Annotated in this window: 11 protein-coding genes; all 11 read right to left on the bottom strand. The window is 39.2% G+C overall.

The window, feature by feature from the left end; genetic code table 11:
• Positions 1–5 precede the first annotated feature (5 nt).
• The 11 genes from hrcA to IV80_RS00355 all read right to left on the bottom strand — a co-directional run bounded on the left by hrcA (position 6) and on the right by IV80_RS00355 (position 14,595).
• A complete protein-coding gene (gene hrcA / locus IV80_RS00405) occupies positions 6–1,052 on the bottom strand; it encodes a heat-inducible transcriptional repressor HrcA (protein WP_057747897.1) in 1,047 nt (348 codons plus the stop codon).
• An 80-nt stretch (positions 1,053–1,132) separates the two neighbouring features.
• A complete protein-coding gene (gene ribF, locus IV80_RS00400) occupies positions 1,133–2,095 on the bottom strand; it encodes a riboflavin biosynthesis protein RibF (RefSeq protein ID WP_057747895.1) in 963 nt (320 codons plus the stop codon).
• Between the two features lie 9 nt (positions 2,096–2,104).
• The gene (gene truB, locus IV80_RS00395) at positions 2,105–3,022 is read right to left on the bottom strand and encodes a tRNA pseudouridine(55) synthase TruB (protein WP_057747892.1); all 918 of its coding nucleotides are present in this window, start codon (positions 3,020–3,022) and stop codon (positions 2,105–2,107) included.
• A 138-nt stretch (positions 3,023–3,160) separates the two neighbouring features.
• The gene (gene rbfA / locus IV80_RS00390; protein ID WP_057747889.1) at positions 3,161–3,514 is read right to left on the bottom strand and encodes a 30S ribosome-binding factor RbfA; all 354 of its coding nucleotides are present in this window, start codon (positions 3,512–3,514) and stop codon (positions 3,161–3,163) included.
• A 14-nt stretch (positions 3,515–3,528) separates the two neighbouring features.
• Entirely contained in the window at positions 3,529–6,057 is a 2,529-nt protein-coding gene (infB, locus tag IV80_RS00385) for a translation initiation factor IF-2 (RefSeq protein ID WP_057747884.1), read from the bottom strand.
• A gap of 4 nt (positions 6,058–6,061) precedes the next feature.
• Positions 6,062–6,376 carry a L7Ae/L30e/S12e/Gadd45 family ribosomal protein gene (locus IV80_RS00380; protein WP_057747881.1) on the bottom strand — a complete coding sequence of 105 codons (315 nt, stop codon included), beginning with the start codon at positions 6,374–6,376 and terminating at the stop codon, positions 6,062–6,064.
• Positions 6,369–6,665: an RNase P modulator RnpM gene (gene rnpM, locus IV80_RS00375; protein WP_057747878.1), complete on the bottom strand. Its 297-nt coding sequence runs from the start codon at positions 6,663–6,665 to the stop codon at positions 6,369–6,371. The genes IV80_RS00380 and rnpM overlap by 8 nt, the downstream gene beginning before the upstream one ends.
• A gap of 28 nt (positions 6,666–6,693) precedes the next feature.
• Positions 6,694–7,812, bottom strand: a complete 1,119-nt coding sequence (nusA, locus tag IV80_RS00370; protein WP_057747875.1) for a transcription termination factor NusA — start codon at positions 7,810–7,812, stop codon at positions 6,694–6,696.
• A gap of 17 nt (positions 7,813–7,829) precedes the next feature.
• A complete protein-coding gene (gene rimP / locus IV80_RS00365) occupies positions 7,830–8,303 on the bottom strand; it encodes a ribosome maturation factor RimP (RefSeq protein WP_057747872.1) in 474 nt (157 codons plus the stop codon).
• A gap of 122 nt (positions 8,304–8,425) precedes the next feature.
• The gene (locus tag IV80_RS00360; RefSeq protein WP_057747869.1) at positions 8,426–12,754 is read right to left on the bottom strand and encodes a PolC-type DNA polymerase III; all 4,329 of its coding nucleotides are present in this window, start codon (positions 12,752–12,754) and stop codon (positions 8,426–8,428) included.
• 125 nt (positions 12,755–12,879) lie between these two features.
• Positions 12,880–14,595: a proline--tRNA ligase gene (locus IV80_RS00355; protein WP_057747866.1), complete on the bottom strand. Its 1,716-nt coding sequence runs from the start codon at positions 14,593–14,595 to the stop codon at positions 12,880–12,882.
• Positions 14,596–14,616 lie beyond the last annotated feature (21 nt).

The raw sequence follows: 14,616 nt of genomic DNA, 5'->3' as shown, positions 1-14,616 counted from the left end.
ACCTCTCAAATATCATCAATATCGTGGTAATAATCTATCAAACGTCGAGCCAATTCGGTTCTAAACGCGCCAACCAAACCAATCATGCGCGAATAAGGCATGCTGGTAGGTCCAAGAATCGCAATGACGCCCTTACCATGTTGATCAACATCATACGTGGCAGTAATGAGGCTATAATTCTTCAATAGATTATTTGTTATTTCATTACCAATTTGGACGCGAATATTTTGATCTGGTGAACCAAGTACATCAGCAAGATCGCTTGAATGATTCATCAACTGGTATAGCGAACGGATTGAACCTGGGTCATGTTGCTTGGAGAAGTCCAATAAATTTAGTCGCCCTCCCACGTAAAAACGTTCAGTAGCTGACTTCTTTAAGACATCTTCAAACACGTCGAGAAATCCTTCCGGTGTTTCAATATATTTGCCAATTTGAATTGGAATACTTGTCTTCAGCTTTTGAAACACTTCCGCTAAAGTCAAGCCAACTAATTCATCATTGATAATTCTGATAACAGCCTCAATAGCTTCCGGATCAACATTTCTCGGCACCGTGAAAGTTCGATTCTGAACATCACCGTTATCTGTTACCAGAATAGCCATGACACGATGACCGCCCAATGGTACCAAACGAAAGCCTTCAAGTTTGGCATCCTTTAGTTCCGGTTTCACCGTAAACGCAGTATAACTTGTTAATTGTGAAAGCATATCCGCTGATTTTGCAACGATATCACCAATCTCTTGAAATTGCTGATTAAACGAAGCGCGAATGCGACGTAAATCGCTTGACTGAACCTTATCTGGCTTCAACAAATGGTCCACATAGTACCGATAGCCAAGAATTGAAGGGACTCTTCCTGAAGAAGAATGTGTTTTCTTTAAAAGCCCCATTCCTTCTAGAGTTGCCATTTCATTTCTAATTGTGGCAGAACTAACGTTAATTGGCAACTGGCTAACTAGCGCTTTCGAGCCCACCGGTTGACCATCATTCGTATACATTTGAACGATTGCTTTTAAAATCATTAACTCGCGGTCTGTCAGCAAAACCATCACCTCTTTTAGCACTTAGCACATCGGAGTGCTAAGACACTATTAAAGATAACAAATTGAGAATCAAATGTCAACATTAGTCAAACATTTTTCGCCGATATCTTTAAATTCGCGAAATATTGCCGAATATTTTTTTCGTCTTTATTTAATTGTTCAATTAAATCGGTAGCGTTAGCAAATTTGATTTCACCGCGTTCATAGTGATACCACTCAACATCAACCGTTTCACCATAAATTTCCTGATTAAAATCGAAAATATTTATTTCAATCGTAATCGGACGATTTTCACCAAATGTCACGTTTCGTCCAATTGATGCCATGGCTGGCCACCATTTGGAATTGATTTTAATCCGAACGGCATAAATTCCAATACCGGGTATACGCACGTTAGGGTCTGATACCACATTGGCGGTCGGAAATCCCAGTGTTCGCCCACGAGCTTCTCCATGCACAACTAATCCTGAGGTTTGATACACATAGCCCAAAAAATGATTAGCATGATCTACATTGCCAGTTTCAAGATCTTTTCGAATGCGTGTAGAACTCACTTTTTGCCCATCAAGTAAAAGTTCAGGTACGGTAATAATGTCCAAACGTCCGTTGGTGTACTTTGGTAAATGTGTCATATCGGCAATCTCGCGTGGTCCATAAGTATAATCAAATCCCGCGACAACAGCTTGAGCATGTAAGGCAATCATGTATTGATCCACAAATTCTTGTGGCTTTAAATGCGCAAAAGCAGACGTAAAACTCACCACGTATAACACATCAACGCCAAACTGGGACATTAGCTCCGCTTTTCGTTTAACAGATGTTAAATATCTCAAGCTATCCATTTTAGGTCTTGGAAAAACAACTGAAGGATGATGGTCGAATGTCATTGCAGCAAGTGGTAACTGTCGTTTATTCGCTTCAATCCGAGCTTTTTTAATCACTGCTTGATGACCACGATGTACACCACCAAAAAAGCCTAGTGCAAGTACGACTTGATGATCCGGTATCTGTTCTTTATCATATGGATGATGTAAATAAATAATTTTCATGATACCCTCCTAACCAGTAATTAACATCGTTAACGGGCGGTAGGCCGCCCGTTTTGAATCATATTGATACAAAGCTTGAACACGATCGTGATAAGTCAGCGCTAAGATTGAAGTGGCTTGTTTTGGTTGATCAAAATTACTCCGCTTTAAAATTGCACCATTCTGAACCCTCATCCAAAGATCTTCAGATAGTGCAAAATGAGGATAGTCTTTTAACGCAAAATCAATTGGTCGCACAAGTGTAGACAGCGTTTGCGTCATCACTGCTTGATTCAATTGCTCAAACGTCACTGTTTCTGATAATTTAAAGCCGCCACTACTTATTCGAGTTAATTGTGACATCACACCAGGCACACCTAGTATCTTTCCAAGGGAGACCGCTAGCGTTCGTATATAAGTACCTTTACTGCACTGCACTCGAAAAGGAATCGTTTGGGTTCCTTTCTTACTATCAAAGGTGCCCTGTCCGGTTCGTTCAAAAGTATAAATAGTAACTTTACGTTCAGGTCGTTTAACTTCAATACCTTGTCTTGCATATTCGTAAAGCTTTTTGCCATTTACTTTAACAGCCGAATAAATAGGTGGGATTTGTGTAATTTCACCTGTTAATTGTTCCATGGCATTATCAATCTCACATTCCCGAAAAGGCTTATCTAAGTTTTTTTCGTCAATAACTTCGCCATCCAAATCTTCAGTTGTCGTGGAAAAACCTAAAGTGACAGATCCTTCATAGACTTTTCCTGAATTCATCAAATAATTGACCACTTTTGTTGCTTTCCCAACACAAATTGGTAAAACACCATCTACATTAGGATCTAGCGTACCACTATGACCAACTTTTTTTTGGTGCAAAATATGTCGAATTTTTGCAACACAATCAAAGCTTGTCATGCCCTTCGGTTTATACAAAGGAATGATTCCGTCCATAAAACAACCTCCAATTTTTTACTGTTTTAAATTATAGCATAGCTCTCGATAATCTATAAAATCCAGAAACAAAAAAAGAATGATCCGTAAGAAAACAGATCATTCTTTTTGCGTAATTCGTAATTAATGAAATAAAACTTAATCTTTTGAATTGAGCTTATTGATTAATTGGTCAATTCGATCACCGTATTGTACGGAAGCGTCACGTTCAAAGATTAGATCTGGTGTTTTATAAATTGATAGTCTTGAACCTAATTCACTTCTAATTAGGCCCTTGGCTTTTTTCAATCCAGTCGCAACTTTTTCACCGTCAGAAGCTTTGTCAGACAGGATACTGTAATAAACAGTCGCTTGCTGCAAATCGCCTGTCACGTTAACACCAGTAATAGTAATTCCTTGAACACGAGGATCACGTACTCTTTTACGAATGATATCGCTAATTTCTTTTTCAATTTCCTGACCAAGTCGATCAGCTCGATATAATCTTGCCATAATGATCCTCCTTGTTATTCTACAGGAACTTCTTTCATGATGTAACCTTCGATAACATCATTAACTTTAATATCATTGTAGCCATCAATAGTTAACCCTAATTCGTAACCTTGTTTAACCTGTTTAACATCATCTTTAAAGCGTTTCAAACTAGCAAGTTTACCTTCATAAATGACAACACCATCACGAATTAAACGAACACCACTATCTTTTTGAATATAGCCTTCGGTGACATAACCACCAACAACAGTTCCTACGTGAGAAACCTTGTAAATTTGGCGAACTTCAACCTGACCTGTAATTTCTTCTTTATAGGTAGGTTCAAGCATTCCCTTCATAGCCGATTCTACTTCATCAATGGCATTGTAGATAACTCGATGTAAACGAATATCCACATCAGATGAGTCTGCTAATTGCTTAGCTTGATTAGTTGGACGAACATTGAATCCAATAATGATGGCATTACTTGCTTCGGCCAAAGCCACATCGCTTTCATTTATTGCACCAACCGCTGTATGGATGATATTGACACGTACACCCTTCACATCAATTTTCTTTAGACTGCCGGCTAAGGCTTCAACAGACCCTTGAACATCTGCCTTAATAATGATGTCAACTTCCTTCATTTCACCCTCTTTAAGAGAATCAAATAGGTTATCTAAAGTGACATGATTGTTAGAACGGCGCTCTTCCATCAAAGCTTCTTTAGCACGTTCTTCACCAGCCGCACGAGCAGATTTCTCGTCATCAAAAATCACAAAGCGATCACCAGCTTCTGGGACATCATTCAAGCCAGTAATTTCAACAGGTGTTGAAGGGGTAGCTTCTTTAACCCGACGACCCAATTCATTAGTCATTGTCCGCACACGACCAAACGTGCTTCCCACAACGATTGGATCACCTATATGCATTGTTCCTTGTTGAACTAGCACAGTGGCAATTGATCCCTTACCTGGGTCCAAGCGTGCTTCAATTACGGAGCCGGCACCATTTTGCTTTGGATTTGCCTTTAATTCCATGACTTCTGATTGAAGTAAAATCATATCTAAAAGTTCATCCAAGTTCTTGCCAAATTTAGCTGAGATTTCAACAAAGATGGTATCACCACCCCAGTCTTCAGGAATAAGACCATATTCGGTCAATTGTTCCATGACATGGTTAGGGTTAGCGCCTGGTTTATCAATTTTATTAACTGCAACAATAATTGGTACATTAGCAGCCTTAGCATGATTAATAGCTTCGACAGTCTGAGGCATCACCCCATCATCAGCAGCTACAACTAAAATTGTAATATCAGTAATATCAGCACCACGAGCTCGCATTTCTGTAAATGCAGCATGCCCTGGTGTATCCAAGAATGTAATTAATTTACCATCATGCTTTAATTGGTAAGCACCAATTGCCTGGGTAATCCCACCAGCTTCTCCAGCTGTAATATGACTGTGACGCAATTTATCTAGTAAAGTGGTCTTACCATGATCAACATGTCCCATAATAGTCACAACGGGTGGACGACTTTCAAGATGATCTGTATTTGCTTCTTCTGCTTCAAACATTTTATCAATATCAGAAACATTTACTTCTTGTTTTTCTTCAGCTTTAATACCGTAATCAGCTGCCAAAATTTCAATCGTGTCCTTATCCAACGACTGATTTTGGTTAACCATTACGCCTAACATGAATAATTTCTTAATAATTTCCGCTGGTTCGCGATGGATCTTTTTAGCAATTTCAGCCACATTTGTGCCTTCTGTATATTCAAATACTGATGGCAATGGCTTATTTTTTCTAGTTGGTGCTGGTTTATTTTCAACTTGACGTAATCGGCCATTCTTTTTAGTCTTCTTGTAACGATTTCGGTTATTATTAAATCGATTTCTTCCAGAATTTGAATTTCGATTACCTTGAGAATTATTACGACGGTTATCCCGACTATTTGAAGTATTCTGTGAATTATTCCCTGGACGATTTGAATTAGAATTGGTACGACTCTTGTTTGTAGTACGAGCAGTACTGTTATTGTTAGTTCTTTGTGGTTGTCCATTTTGTGAACTTCTTGTTTGCGAACTGGTACGTCCTGCTTGCCCACCTGCCCTGTTTTGACTCGAATGATTTGAATTATTTCGAGTGCTGCTTGCAGAACTATTCTGTCGCTGTGGTTTTTGCGACGTAGAATTGGATCGGTTAGTTTGGTTGCGGTTTTGAGCAGCTGGTCGTTTGTTGTGCTCTGTATGGTTAGATTGAATTCCCTGTTTATTAGTTGTATTTTGCTGCAAACTGTTCTCCTGTTTTTTCACCTCAGAACGTTCAACAACTGTTTTGCCAGTTTTTGCTGAACGATACATAGCTGGTCGCTTGTTAGGTGATTCATTTTTGGAATTATTTTTAGTAGCGAATGAATGTCGAATTTGACGTTCCTCATTTTCACCAAGGGTGGACATGTGATTTTTTACGTCAAAACCCGCCTCTTTAGCTTTGGCAATAATATCCTTACTAGAAACATTAATTTCCTTAGCTAATTCGTATATGCGTTTTTTCCCCATATCTTCACGCTCCTTCTTCAATATTTAACTTTAATAAAGCTTTTGCAAATCCTTGATCTTCAATTGCAACGACCGCTCTTGGTTGTCCAATTGCTTGACTAAGTACAAGTCGATCCATAAATGATAGCAAAGGAACTTGATAAGTTTCACTTTTATCTGAAATTTTTTTCTGGGTTGCCATTCCTAAATCAGTGCTTATAACAACCAGTTTTGCTTTTTGGCTTCGAATTGATTGTAACACTTGTTGCTCCCCAGTTATTAATTTTCCAGCTTTTCGAGCAAGGCCTAACAAGTTCGAAAACTTTTGCCTATCATTCATTTTTGAACAATTCCTTTCGGGCTTGTTGATGGTCAACATATGCGATCAATTCATCATAAAAGTCATCATCAATTTTAATCTTAAAAGCCTTATCAAAAGTCCGCTCTTCTTTTGCTCGCTTTGCTATTTTGACATCAAGTTCAATATAAGCGCCTCGACCTGGCTTCTTTCCCGTTGGATCTAACGAGACTTCATCTTGTTTGTTCTTGACAACGCGAACAAGCTCTCGTTTCGGAAACATTTCACCCGTCACGATATCTTTACGCAACGGAATTTTTCTTTTTTTCATGTTAGAACCTCCTGACTAAACCTGTACGTTAGTCTTCTATATCTGTATCAGTGGTATCTGCTGAATCATCAGATTCATTAATTTCCATGTCATCTGGTTCTTCAACAAGATCTTTAGCATCCGTTTCAGATTTTATATCAATTTTGTAACCCGTTAGCTTTGCTGCCAAACGTGCATTTTGCCCACGTTTTCCAATTGCTAACGAGAGCTGGTAATCTGGAACGATCACAATGCAAGTGCGTTCATTTTCTTCATCAAAAAGTACATCAACTACTTCAGCAGGATTTAAGGCATTGGAAATGTATTTAGCAGGATCTTCATCCCACTCTACAATATCCATATTCTCGCCATTAAGCTCATTCACAATTGTTTGAACCCGTTGACCACGGGGACCCACACAGGTTCCAACGGCATCAATATCAGGATCATTAGAACGGACCGCCACTTTTGCACGATCACCGGCCTCACGAGCAACTGAAACAATTTCAACTGTCCCATCAAATATTTCTGGCACTTCTTGTTCAAACAAACGTTTCAATAAATCTGGTGTGCTACGACTCACAAAGACCTGAGCGCCCTTACCACTATTCTCAACTTTGGTAACATAAACTTTAATATGGTCATGTGGTTCATATTGTTCAGTCGGAATCTGGTCTTGCTTAGACATTACAGCTTCAACGCCACCAAGGTCGACATAAACAAAACGATTATCTCGACGTGCCACTTCACCTGTCACAATTTCATTTTCATATTCGCTATACTTGTTGTAAATAATTTCGCGTTCTGCTTCACGAACACGCTGCAAAATAACTTGTTTAGCTGTTTGGGCAGCAATACGTCCAAAGTTCTTAGGAGTCACTTCAAATTTAATATGATCACCTAATTCATAAGCTTTGTTAATTGACAAAGCTTCAGATAGGCTCACCTGTTGTTGATCATCAAGGACTTCATCCACCACTTCTTTAACAGCATAAACGTGGATGTCTCCCTTTTTCTCGTTAAACTCAACGTCAACGTTCTGAGCTTGGCCATAATTACGCTTGTATGCTGAAACTAAAGCAGCCTCTAAAGCATCAATTACAACTTCTTTTTTAATCCCCTTTTCCTCTTCTAAAGTATTCAGGGCACTAATCATTTCTTTGCTCATTTTTTCAAATTCTCCTTTTAAAATTTAATTGCGAAGCGCGCAAATCCAATTTGTTTTAGCTCAAATTGTTGATTGATTTTTCTGGTTTTATCCATATATGATAATGAAATTGTCGAACCTGAATAATCTTCTAGCGTTCCTTCAAATACTTTTTGACCATCAATAGGGGCATACAAAGAGATATGAATGTATTTCCCAACGGCTTTTTCCCAGTCATTTGAAGTTTTAATTGGTCGCTCAGCACCAGGGGAAGAAACTTCAAGAAAATAGGCCTGTGGAAATGGGTCTGGCTCCAAGCTATCCAGCTTTTCACTAATCTGGTCGCTAGCCATGGCACAATCTTCAATTGTAATCCCACCAGGTTTGTCAATGTATACGCGAAGATACCAACTTTTGCCTTCTTTTACAAACTCAATATCTACCAATTCAAAGTGGTGAGCTTCAATGAGGGGCTCTACTTCCTTTTGTACTGTTTCTACAACACTTGCCAAACTGAAACCTCCAATAATTTTCAAATATTGTCAAGAAAAAGAGTGAGCATTTCTGCTCACTCATCTACTGCACTTAGATTCAATAACAGTATACCATATCTGGCGGATACTGTACAAATAACTTACATATCAAACAAGGACAACTGATTTTCATCTGGTAAATCCGCTAAGACACCATTTTCAGTCATAAAATCAATTAAAGTTTTAGATACCTTTCCTCTCTTAGAAAGATCCTCTTTAGAAAGAAACGGCTTGTCTTCACGGGCCGCCACAATTTGTTTGGCTACATTCAAACCTAAGCCAGGCACAGCGTTAAATGGTGCCAATAATGATTTTCCTTCAATCAACCACTGTGAAGCATCCGATTTATTGACATCAACCATCTTAAATGAATAACCTCGCTCCAACATTTCGTTGGCCAACTCTAAAACCGTTAATAAGTTTTTCTCCTTTGTGGACGCATCCATGCCCTTATCATTAATGGCTTTCATGGCATTTTTTACTGCCTCTTTACCATGAGCCATAGCAACCAGGTCAAAATCATCTGCGCGGACACTAAAATATGCACTGTAATAAAGAATTGGAAAATAGACTTTGAAATAAGCGATCCGGAGCGCCATTAAAACGTAAGCTGAAGCATGTGCTCGTGGAAACATATATTTGATTTTTCCGCAGGAATCAATGTACCAATCGGGTACATTAGCCTGGCGCATCTTATCTTCGTCACCGTCCGGAATTCCGCGACCATGACGCACGCTTTCCATGATTTGGAACGACGTCTGAGAATCCATACCGTAATGAATTAAATCGGTCATGATATTATCACGGCAACCAATAACATCCTTCAAAGTTGCGGTTCCAGCTTTTATCAACTCTTCAGCATTCCCCAGCCAAACATCGGTTCCATGTGACAAACCGGAAATTTGTAGGAGTTCAGCATAAGTTGTTGGATGTGTTTCCTCCAACATACCACGAACAAATCGCGTCCCAAATTCAGGCACCCCAAAAGTTCCCGTTTTCGATTGTATTTGCTCTGGCGTAACACCCAAAACTTCGGGACCAGAAAACAACTTCATCACTCCGGGATCATCCGTCGGAATCGTCTTAGGATCTATGCCAGATAAATCTTGCAAAGCACGAATCATCGTTGGATCATCATGACCCAGAATATCCATTTTTAAAATATTGTCATGAATGGAATGGAAATCAAAATGCGTCGTTTCCCAAGCCGCACTCTGATCATCAGCCGGATATTGAATCGGCGTAAAATCATAAATGTCCATGTAGTCTGGAACAATTAGGATACCAGCCGGATGTTGGCCAGTTGTGCGCTTCACACCTGTGGCCCCCTTGGCTAAACGATCAATTTCAGCATTTCTAAAATTGCTCCCAGTATCTCGCTCATAAGCTTTGACATATCCATACGCCGTTTTATCGGCGACTGTACCGATCGTCCCCGCACGAAAAACATTTTTCTTGCCAAAGAGCACTTGCATATAATTATGCGCAATGGGTTGATAATCTCCAGAAAAGTTTAAATCGATATCGGGAACCTTATCACCTTTGAAACCTAAGAAAGTTTCAAAAGGAATATCCTGACCGTCCCCAATAAGTGGTGTATGGCACTCAGGACAAAGTTTGTCAGGTAAATCAAATCCTGATCCATATTCACCCTTGGTATAGAATTCAGTGTATTGACAGTTTGGACACCGATAATGTGGCGGCAAAGGATTGACTTCAGTAATTCCAGACATAGTTGCCACTAAACTAGACCCAACGGAGCCACGTGAACCTACTAAATAGCCGTCTTTATTACTTTTGTGTACCAAACGTTGCGCAATTAAATAAATTACCGAAAACCCATTACCAATAATACTTTTGAGTTCTTTATCCAACCGCTCCTTTACGATTTGCGGCAATGGATCTCCATACAATTCATGAGCCTTATCCATGGTTAACTGCTCAATGCGATGTTTTGCCCCAGGCATCTTTGGCGTATACAGCTTATCTTTAACTGGCTTTATTTCTTCGACTTGATCGACAATTTTTGCTGGATTTTTAACCACAACTTCCAACGCTTTCTGCTTCCCCAAAAAATCAAAGTCGTCTAACATTTCATTAGTCGTTCGAAAATGCACATCGGGTAACGTAGAACGATTAAGTGGGTTCGCACCACCTTGAGAATGGATCAAAATTTTCCGATAGATGGCATCTTCGGGATTCAAATAATGAACATCCCCAGTTGCCACAACAGGTTTATTTAGTTCCTCACCAAGGTTCACAATATTGGTAAGAATTTCTTCCAAATGTCGATTATCCTGAATCAACCCTTGTTCAATTTCTGGTTGGTAAACAGGTTTGGCCATCACTTCCAAATAATCATAAAATTTTGCTTTTTGTTTTGCCTCTTCTTTCCCCTTTTGCATCATAGCGGTAAAGACTTCACCGGAACTGCAAGCTGATCCGACCAAAATGCCATTTCGAAGTCGATTTAACTCAGACTTCGGAATTCTTGGTACCCGGTAAAAATATTGAACGTTTGAAAGAGAAACCAAACGAAACAAATTTTTCAACCCGGCTTGTGTCTGTGCAAGCAAAACTGCATGTGACGGTCGTGCATGTTTATACGCGTCATTTTCAGTCATGTGGTCGTTCAGTTGATTATGATATTTAATATGATAGCGATCTTCGGCATCTTTCAAAAATAAGTGACATAAATGTCCTGTCGATTCAGCATCATATATCGCCCGGTGATGATGTTCCAAATTCACATTAAACTTTTTAGCTAGTGTGTTTAAACGATAACTTTTAAGTGTCGGGTATAAAAATCGTGCTAAAGTTAGGGTATCAATGATAGGGTTGCTAACCGGTGGCATATCGTAACGCGCATATCCCGTATTCATAAACCCAATATCAAAAGTCACATTATGTCCAACGATAATGGCATCACCATAAAATTCACGAAAAAGTGTAAAAACTTCTTTTTCAGATTTTGATCCTCTAACCATCTCATTTGTAATACTCGTGAGATTGGTAGTCATTTCTGACAATGGAAATCCAGGATCAATAAACTCTTCAAACTGGTCAAGGACGTTACCATCTCGCATTTTTACAGCTGACAACTCGATAACTTTGTCATAGATGGCCGAAAGCCCAGTTGTTTCTACATCAAATACCACATAGGTAGCACCTTTTAGTGGCACCTTTTGGTCATTGTATCCAATTGGCACACCATCATCTACCAAGTTGGCTTCAACACCGTAAAGAATTTTCACACCATTTTTCTTTCCCGCCGCGTATGCTTCAGGAAAAGCCTGCAAACCAGAATGGTCAGTCACTGCAATAGCCTTTTGTCCCCATTTAGCAGCCTGTTTCACATAATCTGTAATATTATTGGTGGCATCCATTTGACTCATATTAGTATGCAAATGCAGTTCTACTCTTTTTTGATCAGCCGGTGCACTATCTTGTCGGCTTGGATGACTCACTTCCATGACATCATAGGCATTTAAGGTGAGATCACGCATAAATGTATCCTCTTGCACACTGCCCCGAACTTTGACCCACAGTCCCTTTTGAACAGTTGAGAAGAGTTGTTCCTCTGAATCATTTCGTGAGAATTTCTTCACAGTGATCGAAGAACTATAATCTGTAATTTTAAAAATTAACAATTGTCGTTTAGAGCGTAAGGTTCGTACCTCAACATCAAAAATATAGCCTTCCACGACAACCGAACGCTCTTCCTGTGTAATTTGTTCTAGTCGTGTAACATCTTCATCGGGATTAATCTGCTTCCCAATTCGGACTGGTCCATCAATATTAACGCCTGCTACTTGCTTCTTCTGTCGTTTTTCATCTTGTTTCAAAATTGCTGCAGAAGCTTTCTGAGCTAATTCGGCATCACTTTTTGCCTTTTTTGCCTTTAAGGCTTCAATCATGCTTTGTGAATTTGAAGCATCAACAATAGTGTGAATTGAAAACGCAGGAAATCCATACTGCTGGTACGTTGCTTCGATTGGCCCCAAAGCGGTCGTGGTTAAAAAGTTTTGAACAATTTCATTTTCTGCTGCGAAAATTACTCGTCCATCATTAATCACCGGGACATGATGCCCACATAACTCTTGAGTCAATGGTGAAGAAATATGACTATGTCTCACGATCCATTCCCAATAAGCATCAATTAGGCTAATATCAATCTCTGACGCATTCGTTTCAATTTGAAAAGTAATTTTTGCAATTGATTTGAAAGCAATTAACAAGTGATTGGAAAATTGTTGAAAGACATCAAATGGTAATGGCTGTTCAAACCGAAACGAAAACGTCCATTCTTTTGATTGACGATGAACAACCACACTTTTGATTTCAGCCGAGTGAAAGTATGGCTCATCACGATTAGGATAGTCAATTTGTTCGAGAAGTTTTTGAAATTGCTCTTTGCTATCTAAACTCAAAATTTAATTCCTTCCCCTTTATAAATTCAACAAACTATGGACATATGAGTAAGATAACGACAAATCAGTCGCTACTTAAAAGTACCTGCCGATTTGCCGTTATCTAAGTTTTTACTCAAAAGACATTATTGATTTTCGTTTTTTAGCAAAATGCCTACTGAATTTACTAATTCTTCGATCTTCACTTCCAGAGTTTCCCCCGTCCGGCGTAACTTCACTTCAACGATACCATCAGCAGACTTCTTGCCAACTGTAATACGAACTGGAATGCCAATCAAATCAGAGTCAGCAAATTTCACACCTGCGCGTTCTTTACGATCGTCTACCAAAACTTCATAACCGGCATTTGTCATCGTTTCTTCAATTTGGTTAGCTAAGGCCATTTGATCCTCATTTTTTGCATTAACCGGTACTACATGAATGTCGAATGGTGCAATATTTTTTGGCCAAACTAGACCGTGGTCATCAGCTCGTTGTTCTGCAATTGCTGAAAGTAAACGACTGACACCAATGCCATAACTTCCCATAATAACTGGATTTGCTCGTCCATTTTCATCTAAAACAGTCGCACCCAAGGCCTTCGAATAACGGGTCCCTAATTTGAAAATATGACCAATTTCAATTCCCTTGGTAAACTTCAACTTACCTTTGCCATCTGGCGCAAGTTCTCCTTCTTGGACAGTCCGGAAATCCCCAAATTCATCAACTTTGATGTCTCGATCAGGGTTCACATTTTTGTAATGATAACCGTTCTGGTTAGCACCTACCACTGCATTTACCATATCTTTTACATAAAGATCAGCTAAAATTGTTAACTCATCAACATTTACATCAACCGGACCTAACGAGCCAAAATCAGCGTTCAAATATGTTTCAGCTTGGTCGTCAGTTGCAGGAACTAAGGTATCAGCTTTCAAGAAGTTCTTCACCTTAGTTTCATTGACTTGATCGTTACCACGGACAAGCACCATTACCGGCTTTTCGTCTGCTACGTATAATAAAGTCTTAATCAGTTTATCCGATTCTAGATTCAAAAATTCTGCAACTTCGTCAATTGTTTTAGCATTAGGAGTTGCAACTTTTTCTATGTCTCGAGGTGATTCGTCGCTTGCAATTTCTAAATATTTGCTGCTAGCCATTTCCAAATTAGCAGCATAGTCACTTTCTTCAGAATAAGCAATGGTGTCTTCACCAACTGGGGCAATTGCAGAAAATTCCTTTGAGTCATTTCCGCCCATAGCTCCTGCATCTCCAACAATTTCACGATAATTTAAACCACAAGCGTTAAAAATATTTTGATAAGCTTTTTCCATGTCACGAAAAGTTTGATCCAAACTTTCTTTTTCCGCATGGAAAGAATAAGCATCTTTCATCAAAAATTCGCGCCCACGTAACAATCCGTAACGAGGACGGTCTTCATCGCGATATTTCATCTGAATTTGATACAGAGTCAATGGTAATCGCTTATATGATTTCACTTCATCACGAATAAGAGTGGTAAAAGTTTCTTCGTGAGTAGGGCCTAAAATAAAATCACGATCATGACGGTTCTTAAATTTAAAAAGCTCAGGTCCATAAGTAGCTAGTCTACCGGATTCTTCCCACAACTCTGCTGGTAAGACAGCGGGAACCAACATTTCCACAGCGTCGATCTTTTCCATTTCTGTACGAATGATCTTTTTGATTTTTTCAATGGTACGAAAAGCTAATGGTAAGTATGCATACATACCAGCTGAAACCTGACGAATATAGCCGGCGCGCAACATCATTTGATGGCTTTTAGCCTCAGCATCATTGGGAACTTCCTTTAAAGTTGGAATTAACATTTTTGATTGTTTCATTATTTTCCTCCATCAATTTTA

It is taken from the genome of Pediococcus cellicola, from assembly GCF_001438655.1.
GTDB classification, from domain to species: domain Bacteria; phylum Bacillota; class Bacilli; order Lactobacillales; family Lactobacillaceae; genus Pediococcus; species Pediococcus cellicola.
Note: the sequence above shows the minus strand (reverse complement) of the source record. Positions and strands in the feature narration are given on the sequence as shown.

What these genes read in the sequence shown, in the direction of transcription:
- rnpM (WP_057747878.1), bottom strand. Translation starts at nt 6,665, where the DNA reads ATGAAAAAAAGAAAAATTCCGTTGCGTAAAGATATCGTGACGGGTGAA.
- infB (WP_057747884.1), bottom strand. Translation starts at nt 6,057, where the DNA reads ATGGGGAAAAAACGCATATACGAATTAGCTAAGGAAATTAATGTTTCT.
- IV80_RS00355 (WP_057747866.1), bottom strand. Translation starts at nt 14,595, where the DNA reads ATGAAACAATCAAAAATGTTAATTCCAACTTTAAAGGAAGTTCCCAAT.
- nusA (WP_057747875.1), bottom strand. Translation starts at nt 7,812, where the DNA reads ATGAGCAAAGAAATGATTAGTGCCCTGAATACTTTAGAAGAGGAAAAG.
- hrcA (WP_057747897.1), bottom strand. Translation starts at nt 1,052, where the DNA reads ATGGTTTTGCTGACAGACCGCGAGTTAATGATTTTAAAAGCAATCGTT.
- ribF (WP_057747895.1), bottom strand. Translation starts at nt 2,095, where the DNA reads ATGAAAATTATTTATTTACATCATCCATATGATAAAGAACAGATACCG.
- IV80_RS00380 (WP_057747881.1), bottom strand. Translation starts at nt 6,376, where the DNA reads ATGAATGATAGGCAAAAGTTTTCGAACTTGTTAGGCCTTGCTCGAAAA.
- rbfA (WP_057747889.1), bottom strand. Translation starts at nt 3,514, where the DNA reads ATGGCAAGATTATATCGAGCTGATCGACTTGGTCAGGAAATTGAAAAA.
- truB (WP_057747892.1), bottom strand. Translation starts at nt 3,022, where the DNA reads ATGGACGGAATCATTCCTTTGTATAAACCGAAGGGCATGACAAGCTTT.